Source organism: Marinobacter sp. W-8, from assembly GCF_044342215.1.
Classification (GTDB): domain Bacteria; phylum Pseudomonadota; class Gammaproteobacteria; order Pseudomonadales; family Oleiphilaceae; genus Marinobacter; species Marinobacter nauticus.
In genome coordinates this window covers 648578-665669 of the sequence record NZ_CP172297.1, presented here as the reverse complement: position 1 = coordinate 665669, position 17092 = coordinate 648578, and the positions used below count along the sequence as shown (strand labels likewise).

Annotated in this window: 15 protein-coding genes; 5 read left to right on the top strand and 10 right to left on the bottom strand. The window is 57.4% G+C overall.

Annotation, left to right across the window (positions count from 1 at the left end; all coding sequences use genetic code 11):
* Positions 1-7: 7 nt before the first annotated feature.
* From ACF8YQ_RS03050 to hslU, 3 genes are all read left to right on the top strand, one after another.
* Entirely contained in the window at positions 8-652 is a 645-nt protein-coding gene (locus ACF8YQ_RS03050) for an SPOR domain-containing protein (RefSeq protein WP_224851265.1), read from the top strand.
* Positions 653-743: 91 nt separating this feature from the next.
* The gene (gene hslV, locus ACF8YQ_RS03045) at positions 744-1274 is read left to right on the top strand and encodes an ATP-dependent protease subunit HslV (RefSeq protein WP_011784337.1); all 531 of its coding nucleotides are present in this window, start codon (positions 744-746) and stop codon (positions 1272-1274) included.
* A 14-nt stretch (positions 1275-1288) separates the two neighbouring features.
* Positions 1289-2620 carry an HslU--HslV peptidase ATPase subunit gene (gene hslU / locus ACF8YQ_RS03040; RefSeq protein ID WP_224851264.1) on the top strand — a complete coding sequence of 444 codons (1332 nt, stop codon included), beginning with the start codon at positions 1289-1291 and terminating at the stop codon, positions 2618-2620.
* Positions 2621-2705: 85 nt separating this feature from the next.
* On the opposite strand, the gene ACF8YQ_RS03035 is transcribed toward hslU, so the two are convergent.
* The 3 genes from ACF8YQ_RS03035 to ACF8YQ_RS03025 all read right to left on the bottom strand — a co-directional run bounded on the left by ACF8YQ_RS03035 (position 2706) and on the right by ACF8YQ_RS03025 (position 6890).
* Complete coding sequence (locus tag ACF8YQ_RS03035; protein WP_224851263.1) at positions 2706-3947, bottom strand: patatin family protein; 1242 nt, start codon at positions 3945-3947, stop codon at positions 2706-2708.
* 93 nt (positions 3948-4040) lie between these two features.
* Positions 4041-6347: a phosphoenolpyruvate--protein phosphotransferase gene (ptsP, locus tag ACF8YQ_RS03030; protein ID WP_224851262.1), complete on the bottom strand. Its 2307-nt coding sequence runs from the start codon at positions 6345-6347 to the stop codon at positions 4041-4043.
* Between the two features lie 12 nt (positions 6348-6359).
* A complete protein-coding gene (locus tag ACF8YQ_RS03025) occupies positions 6360-6890 on the bottom strand; it encodes an RNA pyrophosphohydrolase (RefSeq protein WP_224851261.1) in 531 nt (176 codons plus the stop codon).
* Between the two features lie 182 nt (positions 6891-7072).
* Between ACF8YQ_RS03025 and ACF8YQ_RS03020 the strand changes: the two genes are divergently transcribed.
* Positions 7073-7729 carry an HAD family phosphatase gene (locus ACF8YQ_RS03020; RefSeq protein WP_224851260.1) on the top strand — a complete coding sequence of 219 codons (657 nt, stop codon included), beginning with the start codon at positions 7073-7075 and terminating at the stop codon, positions 7727-7729.
* Positions 7730-7870: 141 nt separating this feature from the next.
* On the opposite strand, the gene ACF8YQ_RS03015 is transcribed toward ACF8YQ_RS03020, so the two are convergent.
* The 3 genes from ACF8YQ_RS03015 to ACF8YQ_RS03005 are packed head-to-tail and all read right to left on the bottom strand — an operon-like array spanning position 7871 to position 10404.
* Positions 7871-9067 (bottom strand): class I SAM-dependent rRNA methyltransferase, encoded by a 1197-nt coding sequence (locus tag ACF8YQ_RS03015; RefSeq protein ID WP_396622553.1) that lies wholly within the window; start codon positions 9065-9067, stop codon positions 7871-7873.
* A gap of 6 nt (positions 9068-9073) precedes the next feature.
* Positions 9074-9466: a glycine cleavage system protein GcvH gene (gene gcvH / locus ACF8YQ_RS03010; protein WP_396622552.1), complete on the bottom strand. Its 393-nt coding sequence runs from the start codon at positions 9464-9466 to the stop codon at positions 9074-9076.
* A 47-nt stretch (positions 9467-9513) separates the two neighbouring features.
* Complete coding sequence (locus tag ACF8YQ_RS03005; RefSeq protein WP_224851258.1) at positions 9514-10404, bottom strand: LysR family transcriptional regulator; 891 nt, start codon at positions 10402-10404, stop codon at positions 9514-9516.
* Positions 10405-10517: 113 nt separating this feature from the next.
* Here ACF8YQ_RS03005 and metE point away from each other — a divergent pair, with 113 nt between their 5' ends.
* Positions 10518-12860: a 5-methyltetrahydropteroyltriglutamate--homocysteine S-methyltransferase gene (gene metE, locus ACF8YQ_RS03000; RefSeq protein ID WP_396622551.1), complete on the top strand. Its 2343-nt coding sequence runs from the start codon at positions 10518-10520 to the stop codon at positions 12858-12860.
* A gap of 42 nt (positions 12861-12902) precedes the next feature.
* On the opposite strand, the gene cpdA is transcribed toward metE, so the two are convergent.
* The 4 genes from cpdA to thiC all read right to left on the bottom strand — a co-directional run bounded on the left by cpdA (position 12903) and on the right by thiC (position 17014).
* Positions 12903-13709 carry a 3',5'-cyclic-AMP phosphodiesterase gene (cpdA, locus tag ACF8YQ_RS02995; protein ID WP_396622550.1) on the bottom strand — a complete coding sequence of 269 codons (807 nt, stop codon included), beginning with the start codon at positions 13707-13709 and terminating at the stop codon, positions 12903-12905.
* Between the two features lie 210 nt (positions 13710-13919).
* Positions 13920-14405, bottom strand: coding sequence for a DUF1249 domain-containing protein (locus ACF8YQ_RS02990; RefSeq protein ID WP_023010963.1), 486 nt, complete (start codon positions 14403-14405; stop codon positions 13920-13922).
* Positions 14402-15022, bottom strand: coding sequence for an NUDIX domain-containing protein (locus tag ACF8YQ_RS02985; protein WP_014420552.1), 621 nt, complete (start codon positions 15020-15022; stop codon positions 14402-14404). Before ACF8YQ_RS02985 ends, ACF8YQ_RS02990 begins: the two co-directional genes overlap by 4 nt.
* A 114-nt stretch (positions 15023-15136) precedes the next feature.
* Positions 15137-17014: a phosphomethylpyrimidine synthase ThiC gene (gene thiC / locus ACF8YQ_RS02980; RefSeq protein ID WP_396622549.1), complete on the bottom strand. Its 1878-nt coding sequence runs from the start codon at positions 17012-17014 to the stop codon at positions 15137-15139.
* Between the last annotated feature and the right edge of the window lie 78 nt (positions 17015-17092).

Sequence of the window (17092 nt, the reverse complement as noted above, 5' to 3'; positions counted from 1 at the left end):
TCAGGCCATGGCCAGAGATTACGCCAGGAAAGATCGCCCTGCGGGCAAAGGGGCCGCCGCCAGCAAGCCTGCGGCCAAGCCCCGCAAGTCGTCCAAACCCCAAAAGAGTGCACCATCACACTCACAGCATGGCGCGTTGTCTATGAAAACCATCCTGTCTCTGGCCGCCGTGGGTGGCTTCATCGGCTTTATCGTCTACCTGAACACCTTGCCCGGCGGGCCGGAAACGGCCAGGCAAACCCCGATTCAGGAGCAAACCCCGGTAGCGCCCAAGCAACCCGCCAACACCACGGCTAAACAGGATGGCCGGCCGAAAGAGCAGAACTTCCGGTTCTATGAAATGCTGCCGGAATCCGAGGTCGTTCCGCCCAAAGTGGAAGAATATACCCCGGGCCCGGCCATGCAGGAGTTCGATTATGTCGTACAGTCTGGCTCGTTCAGGAGTATGGAAGACGCCGAGCGACAGCGCGCGCAGATCGCCTTCCAGGGACTCAGGGCTCATGTACAGCGTATTGATCTCGACAACGGAAGTGTTTGGTACCGCGTAAATGTGGGACCATTCAACTCACGCAGCCAGATGAACTCGGCGGTCGACAAACTGGTTACGATCAATATCCAGCCTCTGGTGCGGAAGATCCCGAAAGAAGGCTGAACTTTGTTCAGCCACCTCCCCTGCTCTTGAAATCCCGCCCAGCGCCTCCATAAAGCCAAAATACAAATTCAAACAGGCAACTGGAGCGCCAATGACCACGATAGTTTCCGTACGCCGGGAGAATGAAGTCGCCATGGGCGGTGATGGCCAGGTATCCCTTGGCAACACCGTTATGAAAGGCAATGCCCGAAAGGTACGCCGCCTGTACAACGGCCAGGTAATCGCTGGTTTTGCCGGTGGCACCGCCGATGCCTTCACCTTGTTCGAGCGATTCGAAGCCCAGCTGGAAAAGCACCAGGGCAACCTCACCCGTGCCGCTGTAGAACTGGCCAAAGACTGGCGCACAGACCGCGCCCTGCGCAAACTGGAAGCCCTGCTGGCCGTTGCGGACAAAACCGCTTCTCTGATCATTACCGGCAACGGCGACGTGATCGAACCGGAGCAGGGGCTGATCGCTATCGGTTCCGGCGGGCCGTTTGCCCAGGCCGCCGCCCGGGCGCTGCTGGAAAACACCGAGCTCAGCGCCCACGAAATCGCCGAGAAGGCGCTCGAAATTGCCGGCGACATCTGCATTTACACCAATCAGAACCGCACTCTGGAAGTGCTGCCCATTAAAGACTGACGACCGGAGCGACCATGTCTGCAATGACTCCCCGAGAGATTGTCCACGAACTGAACAAACACATCGTGGGCCAGGAAGAAGCCAAACGCGCCGTCGCCATTGCCCTGCGTAACCGCTGGCGCCGCATGCAACTGGACAGCAGCCTGCGGGATGAAATTACCCCGAAAAACATCCTGATGATCGGCCCCACCGGCGTCGGCAAAACCGAAATTGCCCGCCGGCTGGCCAAACTGGCGGATGCCCCCTTCCTGAAAGTGGAAGCCACCAAATTCACCGAAGTGGGCTATGTAGGCCGGGATGTTGAGTCCATCATCCGCGACCTGGCCGACATGGCGGTTAAAATGCTGCGCGAACAGGAAATGAAGCGGCATGAACACCGTGCATTGGATGCCGCCGAAGACCGCATTCTGGATGCCCTGCTGCCGCCCCCCAGGGATTTTAACGAAGACAGCCAGCGCACCAATGCGGACTCCTCGACCCGACAGCTGTTCCGCAAGAAATTGAGGGAAGGCGAGCTGGACGACAAGGAAATCGAGATCGATTTGCGCAGCAGTGGAGCCGGCGTGGAGATCATGGCACCTCCGGGTATGGAAGAGATGACCTCCCAGTTGCAGAGCATGTTCTCCAACCTGTCTTCGGACAAGCGCAAAACCCGCAAGATGAAAGTGGCGGATGCCATGAAGCGGGTGAAGGACGAAGAAGCCGCCAAGCTGGTGAATGAGGAAGAGATCAAGCAGAAGGCCATTCAGGCGGTTGAGCAGAACGGGATTGTCTTTATCGATGAGATCGACAAGGTTGCCAAACGCTCGGAAAACACCTCCTCGGATGTGTCCCGGGAAGGCGTTCAGCGCGACCTGTTGCCTCTGATTGAAGGCAGCACCGTAAGCACCAAATACGGTTCCATTCGGACCGACCACATTCTGTTCATTGCCTCTGGCGCCTTCCACCTGTCCAAGCCTTCTGACCTGATTCCGGAACTGCAGGGCCGCCTGCCAATTCGCGTGGAGCTGCAGGCGCTGACGCCGGACGACTTCAAGCGTATTCTGACCGAACCGGATGCCTCGCTGGTGCAACAGTATGAAGCGCTGATGGGCACCGAAGGTGTGAAACTGACCTTCGCCGACAATGCCATCGCCCGCATTGCGGAAGTGGCTTACAAGGTGAACGAAACCACCGAGAATATCGGTGCGCGCCGCTTGCATACCGTGCTTGAGCGCTTGCTGGAAAGTCTGTCCTACGACGCTGGCGACCAAGTCACCGATACCTTTGAGGTGACGGCGGACTACGTTGACGAGAAGCTCGGCGAGCTGTCTGAAGACGAAGACCTGAGCCGCTACATTCTCTAATTCGCGGTTTCCTGAAATGCCAACAAAAAAGCCGGAGGGGATGACCTCTCCGGCTTTTTCATGCCCGTATCGGCGGCATCAGTACTTATTCTGCCTTTGAGAACAGGTGCGTGACGGTACTGAAGCCGCTCGCAATCCGGTTCTTCTCGCCCTGCTTCTTGCGACCTTTGGCCACATACAGGGGCAGCATTTCACCATACAGGCTGGTACTGATGGTTCTCTGCTCATCCTCAAGACGATCCCGGCGCAGCGTAATGCCGTACTTGCGCAGTTTGGGCTCCAGTTCATCTGCCCGCCGGAGCAGATCTCGGCGGGTCATCTGATAGGCGTGCTCACACACCATCCGGCGACTCTGGAAGCTGAACACATTTGAGAAAAACAGCTTGGCATCATCCCGGGTAGGTTCAAACAGCAGTATGTCCTTATCCGGATAATCACGGGTATATTGAGCAATACCCGACTGCATACGGGAATAAACCATGGTCCGGAACATCTGGGACAACAGATTCGGCATTCCCGAGCGGGTAAGCTCCCCCGGCTTCATGGTACCGGCACGCACCGCAGCACTGGCATCGATGGGCACCTGGGGATTGACCGCCAACACCAGGTCCGCGCCATCCTCGAAGGCGACAGAGGCATGCAGTCCCTTTCTCAGGGTGCCATCTACGTAATAGCGACCATCAATCTCGACCGGTACGTACAGACCTGGCGAAGAGGTGCTGGCCTGAACCGCCCGGGATATGGGAACGTGATCATACCCGGGCGCACCAAAGCAGACCGCCTCCGTGCTCTCCACGTCTGCAGCAACCACATACAGACTGCGCTTGAGCTGACGAAAATCATTCGTGCGGCCAAGCATGGTGAAGGCGCGCTTCAGGTACTCGTGCAACCCCTCGTTATCGAAAAGTCCGGCCGGTGCCGCCTGGGCCAGAATGGTCATGGCTTCCAGCAGGCTCTGGTCGTAAGGGTTGTTCACAAACCGGCTGACCGCCGTTGAAAGCAAGCCCGGAACAGCGAGCAACCGGCGCCCGATCTCACGCAAAGCCGGACGATAGAAAACCTCAGGGTGAAACGGGTGAACCTCAGCTTCGTTCCTTACGAAGATGCGGCAAAGCTGGGCTGTGGTCATCTGGTTTGCCAGATTGGCAGCCACAAAAGAGCCGGCATTTACGCCGACATAGACATCGATATTATTGAAATCCAGACCATCCAGGGCTTCGTCCAGAGCCCGCAGGGCACCGATCTCGTAAATACCACCCAGAGGCCCACCACCGCCAAGGGCGAGGCCAATTCTCGGTGCTGGCTTGAGCTCGGTCGCTGTCTTCATTGACTGTCCTTATCGGATACTGCTGCAGGATTTCAGTTATCCAACAACCTAACAAGGGAATTTAGAGTGCGCACACTATAACCCTCACACTGCTCAGGAAACGGCCTGTTCTGCCAGTGCTGCCGACGAGGTACGGGCTGGACGCAAGTAGCGACCAAAACCAGCATTGCGTAACGCCAGATCGACACAGCTCTTGATGACATGGGGCGAATCCAGCAGCAGCACATCTTCCAACAGTTGAATGGCCCATTCCCGCCCCACGCTGCGGATCACGGATTTCACTTTCGGCAGACTCGCTGCGTTCATCGACAGGGAATCATAGCCCATGGCCATCAGCAACAGCGCGCCGCCCGGATCACCCGCCAGTTCGCCACAGATACCCACCGGCTTGCCCACCGAATGGGCATCCTGAGCCACCCGCACCAGCGCCTGCAGCACCGCCGGATGATAGGAGTGATACAGCTGCGCCACCCGCGGATTGTTGCGGTCTACTGCCAACAGGTATTGCGTCAGATCGTTGGAGCCCACCGACAGGAAGTCCACCCGCTCAGCCAGCTCACGAATCTGGTACACCGCCGCCGGGATTTCCACCATCACACCCACCTTGGGCATGTGGATGTCGTAACCTTCTTCACGGACTTCGTGATAGACCCGATAGATCAGGTGCAGGGACTCCTCCACCTCAGAAATATTGCTGATCATCGGCAACATGATCTGCAGATTGTTCAGACCCTCACTGGCCTTGAGCATGGCCCGCACCTGTACCAGGAAGATCTCAGGATGGTCCAGCGTTACCCGGATACCGCGCCAGCCGAGGAACGGGTTTTCTTCCTGTATGGGAAAATAGGTCAGTGCCTTGTCACCGCCAATATCGAGGGTTCGCATGGTCACCGGATTGGGAGCAAAGGCCTCCAGCTGTTCCCGGTAGTATTCCCGCTGCTCCTGCTCTGACGGGAAGCGATCCTTGATCATGAACGGCACTTCGGTGCGGTACAGGCCAATGCCCTCGGCACCATGGGAAAGAGAGCGCACTACATCGGTCATCAAACCGGTGTTTACCAGCAGGGAGACCCGATGGCCATCGGTGGTTTCACAGGGCTTGTCCCGCAGTGCTTCAAGGCCCCGAACCAGCTCGTCCTCTTCGTCGCAGATGGCCTGGAAAAAAGCCCGAAGATCCGCAGAGGGAGACGCGAAAATCTGTCCTTCAAAACCGTCAACAACCAGCTCCCGCCCATCGAGCTGGTTTACCGGAATGTCCACCAGTCCCATCACCGTGGGTACACCCATAGCCCGGGCCAGAATGGCGACGTGGGAGTTGCTCGAACCCTTAACCGAGACCAGCCCGACCAGCTGCCCTTTGGGCACTTCACCGAGCATGGCCGGCGTCAGCTCTTCACTCACCAGCACGGTGCGCTCGGGATACTCCAGATGCTTCTGCTCACCTTCCTGCAGGTGTGAGAGTAGTCGGCGGCCCAGATCACGGATGTCGACTGCGCGTTCTTGCAGGTACAGGTCGTCCATCATCTCGAAATGACGAACATACTGCTGAACCACCTGTTTCAAGGCGCCCTGAGCCCAGACGCCTTCCCGAATTCGATTCGCCACCTCACCAGGTAGCGCCTCATCTCCCAGCATCCGCAGGTAGACATCGAACAACGCCTGCTCTTCCGGCCGGAGCTGGGACGCAAGGCGGTTGGCAACGCGCTCAATATCTTCCCGCACCGCCGAAACAGCTGAACGAAAGAGTTCCAGCTCCTGGTCAATGTCTTCGGTCGGCTTTTCCGGAACCACGTCCAGATCGGCAGCAGGATAAACCACCACGCCCGTTCCAATGGCGACACCCGGCGCGCCGGGAACACCACTAAAACTCACATCCCGCGCTTCCTCACCCGTCAGCGACAGGCCACTGATGGCCCCTGTCGCCTCGCTGTGGGCAATCACCCCTGCCAATTGAGCTGAAACCGTGACCAGAAAAGCTTCTTCACCTTCATCGAAGCAACGGGAACTCTCCCGCTGCTGCACCACCAGCACGCCCATTACCCGGCGATGGTGGATAATCGGCACCCCCAGAAACGAGCGAAAGCGCTCCTCACCGGTTTCCGGGAAGTAACGGTAGCGCGGATGGGATGGCGCATCCTCAAGATTGATGGGTTCTTCACGGGAACCGACAAGCCCCACCAGACCCTCGGAGTAGGCCAGGCTGACCTGGCCCACGGAGTCTTTGTAAAGGCCTTCAGTGGCCATCAGGATATAGCGATTGGAGGCGGGATCCAGCAGATAAACCGAGCAGACTTCTGTGCCCATGGCCTTTTGCACCCGCGATACAATGATTTCCAACGCCTCCTGGAGATCGCGGGCGCTGTTTACCTCTTGTACTAGACTTCGCAGGATGCTCAGCATGGAGTCAGTCCGTCATTTCTGATGTTCCTTCATACGCCATGGGTTCTCGGCCCGGTGCCACTGTTCCATGTTATGAAACAGTCTTGGAGCCAGCTCCCTCAACGCGCGTCTGTATACTTCTCGTTTGAATGAAACCACCTGCCCCAACGGATACCAGTAGCTCACCCACTGCCAGCCGTCGAATTCCGGTGAATCCGTGCCATCCACGCGTACGTGCGCGTCTGGCGATAACATCCTCAGCAGGAACCATTTCTGTTTTTGCCCCACGCATACGGGGTGCGAGTTATGGCGTACCATCCTCCTCGGAAGCCGGTAACGCAGCCAGCCTCGGGTGCAGCTGATGATTTCCACATCGCTGGCACACAGGCCGATTTCCTCTCCAAGCTCCCGGTAGAGTGCATCCTCGGGGGTTTCGTTGTGCTTGATCCCACCCTGAGGAAACTGCCAGGAGTCCTGCCCTATTCGCCTTGCCCAGAGAACTTCTCCCCTGTGGTTGGCCAGAATGATTCCGACGTTGGGTCTGAAACCGTCTGAGTCGATCACGGCACAGTCCTCGTAGTAGTCGGCTGCCGGTTATTTTTTAACCGGCGAAAATTGTCCAAGTTGCTCTCATTCTTACAGAAACCCAAGACTTCGGCAAACGGAGCTGTTGGCGGCACGTTACTGGCGTGCCGTGGTAGACTGTCGCCTTTGCCATAAGGCCTGTACGGATGGGAGGAGAAGGCTTGACGCTCGCGATTTTTGATCTGGATAACACTTTGCTGGCCGGGGACAGCGACCATGCATGGGGCGAATTCCTGGTGGAAGAGGGCATGGTGGATGCGGAGGAGTACAAGCGGGCCAACGACCGCTTCTATCAGGAATATCTGAATGGAGAGCTGGATGTTTTCCATTACCAGCGCTTTGTCCTGGCCCCCCTCACCCGCCACAATCTGGAAGAGCTTGAAGGCTGGCGGGCTGCTTTCATGGCCAAGAAGGTGCAGCCGATGATGCTGGACAAGGCGGTGAAGTTACTCGCGGATCATCGCGAGCGGGGCCACACGCTGATGATCATTACGGCAACCAGCCGTTTTATTACCGAACCTATCGCCGAAATGCTGGGAGTGGATCATTTGATTGCCACTGAGCCAGAGCTGGTGAACGGGAAATTCACGGGTGAAGTGGCGGGCACACCGAGTTTTCAGGAGGGCAAGGTGGAGCGGCTGAATGACTGGCTGACTGCCCACGGCGAGAGCCTTGAGGGCGCCTGGTTCTACAGCGATTCCCACAATGATTTGCCGCTGTTGCGGAAGGTGGATAATCCCGTGGCGGTGGACCCGGACCCTACCCTGGAGAAAACGGCAATTGAGCATGGCTGGCAGGTTATGTCCCTTCGGAGGTAAGAACTTCCGGCCAGTAGCGGGGTAGGGTTCTCCGGGATACGCTGTAAATACATCCATGTACGCTCGACAAAATCATCCATGATTTTGACGATCCCGGAGAACCCTACCCCGCTACTGGCCTACCTCTGGCGAATATGCCTCTCACAAAAACCCTGTCAGGGAACGCACAAAACAAGACTTGATGTAGTCGGTCTCCGGAATCCCCGGTACGATCGGATGATCCGGCGCCTGGTGACCCTGTTCCAGCAACTGCACAAACCGGTCGATCTTACGGCCGCTGCTACGAATAATATCGATCAGCTTTTCCTGGGAAAGGTGCATGGAACAGGAGGCCGACACCAGTAGTCCGTCGCGCTCCAGCAGCCGGAGCCCCAATTGATTCAACCGGGCATAGGCCTGTTCGCCGGCTTTCTGGTCCCGGCGGCGCGGGATCAAGGCAGGAGGGTCCAGCACCACGATGTCGAATTTTTCCTTTTCGTCCGCCAGGGCTCTCAGGGCATCAAAGGCATCGCCTTCAATGGTATCCACGTTTTCCAGCCCGTTCAGTTTGGCGTTGTGGTGTACCGCATCTACGGCGGCTGACGATGCGTCCACGCAGGTCACCTGGGATGCGCCGGCGCAAGCGGCCTGAATGCCCCAACCGCCCACGTAACTGAACACATCGAGAACTTTTTTGCCGGGCGCGTAGGCCTGCAGGCGCTGGCGATTCATGCGGTGGTCATAGAACCAACCGGTTTTCTGGCCGCCCGCCAGGGGCACTTCAAAGCGGGCGCCGTTTTCTTCCACCAGCACAGTGTCGGCTTCCGGACCGTGGGCAAATTCCACGTACGTATCCAGCCCTTCTACTTTGCGCATTTTTCCATCGTTCTTCAGCACGATGATGCGGGCATGAGCCAGGCGCTGGACGGCACGGACAATAGCCTCCTTCATCTGCTCCATGCCGGCGGTGGAGATCTGCACTACGACGACATCATCGAACCGGTCTACTACCAGGCCAGAGAGACCATCGCTGTCGCCGAATACCCAGCGATAGAAGGGTTTATCAAACAATCGCTCCCTCAGACTCAGGGCCGCCACCATGCGATCGGTCAGCCGCTTGGGCGTCATGCCGTGAGCAGCATCACGACTGATCAAACGACCGCAGATCAGGGCATGGGGATTCACAAACGCCACCCCCATCGGTTTGTCGTTCGATGCCCGAACCTGCACCTGCGCGCCGGACTGAAACTCCGTCAGCGGGCTGCGGCGGGTATCCACCTCGTTGCTGTACACCCACAAATGACCGGCCCGGAGACGACGTTCTGCGCCTTTGCGCAGGTATAGAACGGGGAAATCCATCAACAATTATTCCTCAGCGGCCACGTGTTCAGCGTAGGAAGCCGCATCCATGAGGCCTTCCAGCTCGCCTTCGTCGGCCAGCTTTACCTTGAACATCCAGCCATCGCCGTAAGGGTCTTCGTTCACGATCTCCGGCTCGTCTTCCAGCTTTTCATTGATCTCGATGACCTCGCCGGTTACCGGACTGAATACGTCTGAGGCGGATTTCACGGATTCTGCCACGCCGGCTTCTTCGCCGCCGTTTACCGTTGCGCCCATTTCCGGCACACCGATGTAGACCACGTCGCCCAGCTGCTCCTGGGCAAAATCAGTGATGCCCACGGTGGCGGTGCCGTCGGCATCCACGCGCACCCACTGGTGAGTTTCGATGTACTTCAGATCAGAAGGGATTTCGCTCATGATTTGTGTGTCCTGTAATAATTTTCCGCGCAGTTTAACCGAAGAGATTAGTTCCAGCGAATGCTGCGGGCCAGCTTCACGAACGCGTTCAGATAATCCACCGCCTCATCGCGCTCCCGGAAACCCAGAAAAATCTGTTTGGGCATACCTTGTTGTCCGAGTTTCAGGGCTCTGATGGGCATATTCCGGGCATAGTCATCCACCAGCCAGCGTGGTAGCGCACTCACCCCCCGCCCTGCAGCAACCATCTGCAACATGATATCGGTGGTTTCAATGGTCTTGTGGCGCGCCGGTGTGGTATGAGCCGGCAGGAAAAACCGCGTGAAGATGTCCAGACGCTCTACTGCCACCGGATAAGTAATCAGAGTTTCTTTTTCGAGTTGATGCGGCTCTACCCATTTTTCATCGGCAAGCGAATGATCCTCCGACACCACCAACACCTGTTCATAATCAAACACGGGCTCAAAACGTACGCCTGGTTTGTGCAACGGGTCCGGGGTAACCAGCAAGTCGATGTCATGACCAAACAACGCGCCCATGCCGCCGAACTGGAACTCCTGTTTGACATCCACATCGACATCCGGCCACTGCTGCAAGTAAGGGCCTACTACTTTCAGAAGCCATTGATAGCAGGGGTGACACTCCATGCCAACTCGCAAGCTGCCGCGCTGCCCTTGGGCAATCTGGTGAATCTGCATCTCAGCGTGTTCAAACTGCGGCAGCAAACGATTGGCCAATGCCAGCAGTTGATGACCAGCCTGAGTCAAACGCAACTGACGCCCCTCTCGGAGCCAGACCGAAGTGCCCAGTTGTTGCTCCAGTTTACGAATAGCGTGGGACAACGCCGACTGGGTGAGGTGTAGCTGTTCCGCCGCAGCCGTCAGTGAACCCTGGCGCTCCACCGCTCGCATGATTTCCAGATGATGCCGCTCGACCATAACCTGTCCGTGAACGTTTTTCATGATTTAGTGAAATAATACCATTTTTATTCATGCAAAAGCCCGCCTAACCTTGAGACCTGACTCAACACACAGGATTCAAGGACTCAATCATGGCAACCACACATAACCTCGGCTTTCCCCGTATCGGTGGCCAGCGTGAGCTGAAATTCGCGCTGGAAAACTATTGGGGCGGCCGGCAAACCGAACAGGAACTGGCCATCACGGCAGCCGATCTGCGCCGGCGTCACTGGCAGCAACAGGCCGGGCTCGATTACGTGCCGGTGGGAGATTTTTCCCTTTACGACCAGGTACTGGATATGTCCGTCACTCTGGGCAACCTCCCGATCCGGGCCGCCGGCAAAGAAGGCTCGGAGCTGGACGCTTACTTCCGTGCCGCACGTGGCCGGGGTGCCAATGATAGCCCCTGCTGCGCCACTGCCGCTGGCGAGATGACCAAGTGGTTTGACACCAACTACCACTATATTGTGCCGGAGCTGACAGCTGACACTCACTTTGAACTCAATCCGGAACGACTGTTAACACAACTGTCCGAAGCACGGAAGCAGGGACTCAACGCAAAACCCGTGATTATTGGCCCGGTGACCTATCTCTGGCTGGGAAAAACCTCGGATGGAAGCAGTCCTCTGGATTTGCTGGAGCGCCTGCTACCGGTGTACTCCGAACTCCTGGAAGCCCTGGCGGATGCCGGCGCGGAATGGGTTCAGATTGACGAACCTGCCCTGGTCACGGACCTGGACGCCAACTGGCGTTATGCCTTTAATCTGGCTTACCACCAGCTCAAAACGAACCGCCCGAAACTGCTATTGGCCACCTATTTCGGCGAGCTCAGGGACAACCTTCAGCTGGCGTGCGAATTGCCCGTTGCAGGCCTGCACGTTGATGCCATCAGCGCGCCGGCCGAGGTCAGTCGCGTGGCAGACTGGCTGCCGAGCCACAAGGTGCTTTCTCTCGGGGTGGTCAACGGTCGCAACATCTGGAAATCGGATCTGAACAGCACTCTGGGCTGGTTGGAGCCCCTGAACGAAAAACTGGGCCAACGTCTGTGGCTGGCACCGACCTGCTCGCTTCTGCATGTCCCTGTCGATCTCTCCCGGGAACAGGAGCTTGATAGCGACATCCGCAACTGGCTGGCGTTTGCGGTTCAGAAACTCGACGAACTGAAGATTCTCGCCAGAGCACTGAACGAGGGCCGCAGCAGCGTGCGCGCCGAGCTGGCAGACAATCAATTGGCCATCGATAGCCGCCGCAGCTCCCATCGCGTGACCAATCTGGAGGTTCGAAAGGCCGTTGCCGCCGCCACGTCTGAGCTTGGCAATCGCCAGAGTCCCTACCCTCAGCGGATCGTCCGCCAGCGGGAGAGACTAAACCTGCCCGCCTTCCCGACCACGACCATCGGATCTTTCCCGCAAACCCGCGAGATTCGACAGGCGCGACTGCAATTCCGTAAGGGCGAGCTGAGCGAACAGGCTTACATCGAACAAATGCGAGCAGAAATCGTTCGTTGCGTGGAAGAGCAGGAAAAGCTCGGACTGGATGTCCTGGTACACGGCGAACCCGAACGTAATGACATGGTGGAATACTTTGGCGAGCAACTGGACGGCTATGCCTTCACGCGCTTCGGCTGGGTTCAGTCTTACGGTTCGCGCTGCGTGAAACCTCCGATTCTGTTTGGCGATATCCGCCGACCCCAGGCCATGACCGTGGAATGGATCCGCTATGCCCAGTCGCTGACGGACAAACCAGTGAAAGGGATGCTGACCGGCCCGGTGACGATTCTGAACTGGTCTTTCGTGCGGGATGATCAGCCTCGCAAGGATTCCTGCCTGCAACTGGCCCTGGCAATTCGCGAGGAGGTTCAGGATCTGGAACAAGCCGGCGTGAACATCATCCAGATCGACGAAGCCGCTCTGCGCGAAGGTCTGCCGCTGAGAAAGTCGGACTGGGCAACGTATCTGGAGTGGGCAATCAACAGCTTCCGCATCGCCGCCAACGGCGTAGATGACAGCACCCAGATCCATACCCATATGTGCTACTCGGAATTCAACGACATCATCGAAGCCATTGCCCGTATGGATGCCGATGTCATCACCATCGAGACCTCTCGGTCAGACATGGAACTGCTGGATGCGTTCCGGAGCTTTGAATACCCCAACGACATTGGTCCGGGCGTATACGACATCCATTCGCCCAACATTCCAGACAAGGAACATATCATCAACCTGATGACTCTGGCGGCTGAACGTATCCCCGCAGAACGGCTGTGGATTAACCCGGACTGCGGCCTGAAAACGCGGAAATGGGAAGAAGTGACGCCGGCACTGGAAACCATGGTAGCGGCAGCGCGGGAACTGCGCAGCTCAGTTCTGAGGATTCAAAACGGCAGGTGTACTGAGCTGAATTCACCTGCCGGGTTGCAGCGCTGCCCGGATTAAGCGGGGCTTGACTCAGACAGAACAGCCTGAGGCAAGCCTTAATCAGTACCCGGAGCTTTCCTCATCCAGATCAAACTCGAAACTGTCTGCCCGGCGGACTACCGTCTTGAAGCTGCCCGAGGGATCAAGCTCCAGCCAGCGATAGCCGGGGGCCAAAGGTTCCACGGCAAAGTCACTGGATCCTGTGGCGAACTGGATGCAAGTAGAAGGGGTGGCTAGCAGGCAAGCACCATTGCGCTGCTGCTCAAGCTCTTGATGGATATGGCCCCACAGCACTACCCGAACCTGCGGATGCCGGTCAATCACTTGCCAGAAGGCGTCCCGGTTTTTGAGCCCGATTTTTTCCATCCAGTCTGAGCCGATATCCACCGGGTGGTGATGCAGGCAAACCATAGCAGGCAGCTCTGGTTGCTCGGACAAAGCCCTATCGAGAAAACTCAGCTCATCGGCCGAAAGCTCTCCAAACACCTTGCTGTGTACCGAGGAATCGAGCATGACAAACTGCCAGCCGCCCTGGATCCATTGTTTCTGATCAGAGCCGGACTCCGCCGCAATGGAAGACAAGAGCGCGGAATCGTCATGATTGCCAGCAATCCAGAGCGAGGGGCAATCAAACGCCTTCAGTTGTTCAGCGAAATAGCGATACGCCTCCGGCGATGCATCCTGGGTGAGATCTCCGGTGGCAAGAATCAGGTCGGGCTGGCCGTGATTACGAAGCACTTCGTCAATCACCGCCGCCAGGCTGTCACGGGTGTTGACTCCCAGCAAGGCGCCATCCGCAGACGCCATCAGGTGCGGATCGGTAAGCTGCAACACATTGAGTGGGCGCGCCGTTGTGGGTTTGGTCATGCCAGGCCTGTTCTGTTTTCTGCAAGCAGTTGATAATCCAGACAAGTGTACGATGGCTTAGTTCAGATTGATTGTTCACGAATGGAAGGTGGATCACATTCTGACCAGCGGCACGCTATATTTTGCAGTATTTGACAACTCTGCCACAGGTCCGACAACCGGCTTTATAGACTTTCGGCGAACTGAGAAACCGTTCAGAGATGAGGGTTTTCAATCGATGCCTTCGCCCGCAGACCAGGCTGCATGCTCCATCGGCAGGTGGCCGAAACGCAGGCAGTAGTCCAGCCAATCGGCCAGGAAGCCGTTCACCTGAACCTTTTCATCCGGGTGATGCATAAACCGGTTCGGATAGTCATTCACGGGCGCAATCTGTCGTTGCCGGTAGCAGCTGATTACTTCGGCCATGAGGGCATCGTGGTATACGCGCACAGTCATCCGCGGGTTGTTCAGCCATCGGCCGCTGTTGTGGACTTGCTCCAGCAGCAGGGTTTCTGTGAATCTGGCCGTTTGCAGCACTTCAATTCGCACCCGGCCCAGGTACTGGTTCTCCCGGTGCAGTTCGAACTCACATACGGGTTTGCCATCCACCTCAAGCTGGCGCAGCTTGCGCAGGCGCTGATAGTTGCCGTCGCAGAGCGCCCCCAACTGGCGCAGGTCCGGCACATATTGCCTGGGCCGCTTTACCCACTCCGTCATGCTTGCCACTCCCGCCGCAAACGCTCCCGGTTCAATTGCAGCCACTGGATGGCAATAATCGCGGCGGCGTTATTGATGCGGCCATCAGCAATCATGGCAAAGCATTCTTCCGCTGACACCACGTGGCTGAGAATGTCCTCGTGCTCATGTTCCATACCGAAAACACCACCAGCCTCGGCGGTGCTGATCTGACCGCAATACAGGTGGATCATTTCCGTGGTACCGCCGGGGGAAACCAGGTAATCGCAGATTTTGTCCAGGCGACTGAAACTCAGCCCAGCCTCTTCCTGACCTTCTCGCTGGGCCACCTCTTCCGGACTCTCACCATCCTCATTCATGCCAGCAACAAGTTCCAGCAACCAGGGGGACTGGTTACGGTGGAGCGCCCCCAAACGAAACTGCTCCAGAAGTACAACCTCGTCGCGCGCCGGATCGTATGGCAGCACGCAGGTGGCATCACCCCGGATAAACAGTTCCCGGGTAAAGACGGGCATGTCGCGACCATCGAAGCGCGGATGCGTCAGCCAGAGTTTGTCCATTCGGAAGAAGCCCTGGAACACGGTTTCACGTTTTTCGACTTTGACGTCGCTGGCGTTGAACTGGAATGGTTTTGGCATTACTTCACCCGGTTGCGCATTCGGCCTTGAACGATAGCCGGAGCCACGGCGGGGTGCAAGTTAACACCCCGCCAGGCTCGGATTCACGCCATCACGGAACCAAGTGAATGCGGGTCAGATCTTGTCGTAGATCTTGCTGCCCGATTCCACGAACTCCCGTGATTTCGCCTGCATACCGGCATCAATCGCCGACACCTCATCGATACCGTGCTCTGCCGCGTAATCCCGGACCTCCTGGGAGATTTTCATGGAGCAGAACTTGGGGCCACACATGGAGCAGAAATGCGCCACTTTGGCCGATTCCTTGGGCAGGGTTTCGTCGTGGTAGGCGCGGGCCGTATCCGGGTCCAGCCCCAGGTTGAACTGGTCTTCCCAGCGGAACTCGAATCGTGCTTTGGACAACGCATTGTCGCGGATCTGGGCACCCGGGTGACCCTTTGCGAGATCTGCAGCATGCGCGGCGATCTTGTAGGTGATAATGCCGGTTTTCACGTCGTCCTTGTTGGGCAATCCAAGGTGTTCCTTGGGCGTGACATAACAAAGCATGGCACAACCGTACCAACCGATCATGGCCGCCCCGATGCCGGAGGTGATGTGGTCATAGCCCGGGGCAATATCGGTGATCAGCGGTCCGAGCGTATAGAACGGCGCTTCGTCACAGCATTCCAGCTGTTTGTCCATGTTCTCCTTGATCAACTGCATCGGCACATGGCCGGGGCCTTCGATCATGCACTGGACGTCGTGCTTCCAGGCAATTTTGGTGAGTTCTCCGAGGGTTTCCAGTTCACCAAACTGGGCAGCATCATTGGCATCGGCAATAGAGCCCGGGCGCAAGCCATCACCAAGACTGAAGGAGACATCATAGGCCTTCATGATTTCGCAGATGTCTTCAAAGTGCTCGTACAGGAAACTTTCCTTGTGGTGAGCCAGGCACCACTTGGCCATGATGGAGCCACCTCGGGACACGATGCCGGTGGTGCGTTTGGCGGTCAGTGGCACGTGGTGCAGGCGTACGCCGGCATGGATGGTGAAGTAATCCACGCCCTGCTCCGCCTGTTCAATCAAGGTGTCGCGGAAGATTTCCCAGGTCAGATCTTCGGCCACGCCGCCGACTTTTTCCAGGGCCTGGTAGATGGGCACGGTGCCGATGGGAACCGGGGAGTTGCGAATGATCCATTCCCGGGTTTCGTGAATGTTCTTGCCGGTGGACAGATCCATGATGGTATCCGCTCCCCAGCGAATGCCCCAGGTAAGCTTTTCCACTTCCTCTTCAATGGAGGAGGTCACTGCCGAGTTGCCGATGTTGCCGTTGATCTTCACCAGGAAGTTACGGCCGATGATCATCGGTTCAATTTCCGGGTGGTTGATATTGGCGGGGATAATGGCGCGGCCACGGGCCACTTCGTCGCGGACGAACTCCGGGGTAATTTCTTTCGGCAGGTTGGCACCGAAGGACTGGCCAGGGTGCTGATCCGCCAGCAACCCATTCTCACGGGCTGCCTGCAGCTTCATATTCTCCCGGATGGCAATGTACTCCATTTCCGGCGTGACAATGCCCTGCCGGGCGTAATGCATCTGGGACACATTGTTGCCGGGTTTGGCACGCAGGGGTTTGCGCTCGTCCATAAACCGGAGCGGATCCAGAGTCGGATCTTTCATACGCCGGCGGGTAAACTCAGAGGTATACCCTTCCAGTTGTTCGACATCGCCGCGTTCGGCAATCCATGCAGCGCGCACCGGCGGCAGCCCCTTGCGCAGATCAATGCTGGCTTCCGGGTCTGAATAGGGCCCGGAGGTGTCGTACACCACCACTGGCGGATTCTTTTCGCCGCCCATTTCAGTGGGCGTGTCGCCCACAGTAATTTCCCGCATAGGCACGCGCAGATCGGCTCGGCTACCCTGCACGTATATTTTTCGTGAGCTTGGTAATGGTTTGATTGCTGCGGAGTCTACTTGTGCGGAATCGCTCAGGTAGGATGGGATGTCCGTCATCGTCTGCTCCCGTGTTTGCTCAGGTGGTCGGGTCGCGTATGACGGAGTTATGCCGAAGGTAATTCGAAACCTACTTCC

Bases quoted from the DNA above. Each gene is read 5' to 3' on its own strand.
- ptsP (WP_224851262.1), bottom strand. From the start codon at position 6,347: ATGCTGAGCATCCTGCGAAGTCTAGTACAAGAGGTAAACAGCGCCCGC.
- thiC (WP_396622549.1), bottom strand. From the start codon at position 17,014: ATGACGGACATCCCATCCTACCTGAGCGATTCCGCACAAGTAGACTCC.
- ACF8YQ_RS02985 (WP_014420552.1), bottom strand. From the start codon at position 15,022: ATGCCAAAACCATTCCAGTTCAACGCCAGCGACGTCAAAGTCGAAAAA.
- ACF8YQ_RS03015 (WP_396622553.1), bottom strand. From the start codon at position 9,067: ATGGATTTCCCCGTTCTATACCTGCGCAAAGGCGCAGAACGTCGTCTC.
- cpdA (WP_396622550.1), bottom strand. From the start codon at position 13,709: ATGACCAAACCCACAACGGCGCGCCCACTCAATGTGTTGCAGCTTACC.
- gcvH (WP_396622552.1), bottom strand. From the start codon at position 9,466: ATGAGCGAAATCCCTTCTGATCTGAAGTACATCGAAACTCACCAGTGG.
- hslU (WP_224851264.1), top strand. From the start codon at position 1,289: ATGTCTGCAATGACTCCCCGAGAGATTGTCCACGAACTGAACAAACAC.
- metE (WP_396622551.1), top strand. From the start codon at position 10,518: ATGGCAACCACACATAACCTCGGCTTTCCCCGTATCGGTGGCCAGCGT.
- ACF8YQ_RS03035 (WP_224851263.1), bottom strand. From the start codon at position 3,947: ATGAAGACAGCGACCGAGCTCAAGCCAGCACCGAGAATTGGCCTCGCC.
- ACF8YQ_RS03050 (WP_224851265.1), top strand. From the start codon at position 8: ATGGCCAGAGATTACGCCAGGAAAGATCGCCCTGCGGGCAAAGGGGCC.
- ACF8YQ_RS03005 (WP_224851258.1), bottom strand. From the start codon at position 10,404: ATGGTCGAGCGGCATCATCTGGAAATCATGCGAGCGGTGGAGCGCCAG.
- ACF8YQ_RS02990 (WP_023010963.1), bottom strand. From the start codon at position 14,405: ATGACGGAGTGGGTAAAGCGGCCCAGGCAATATGTGCCGGACCTGCGC.
- hslV (WP_011784337.1), top strand. From the start codon at position 744: ATGACCACGATAGTTTCCGTACGCCGGGAGAATGAAGTCGCCATGGGC.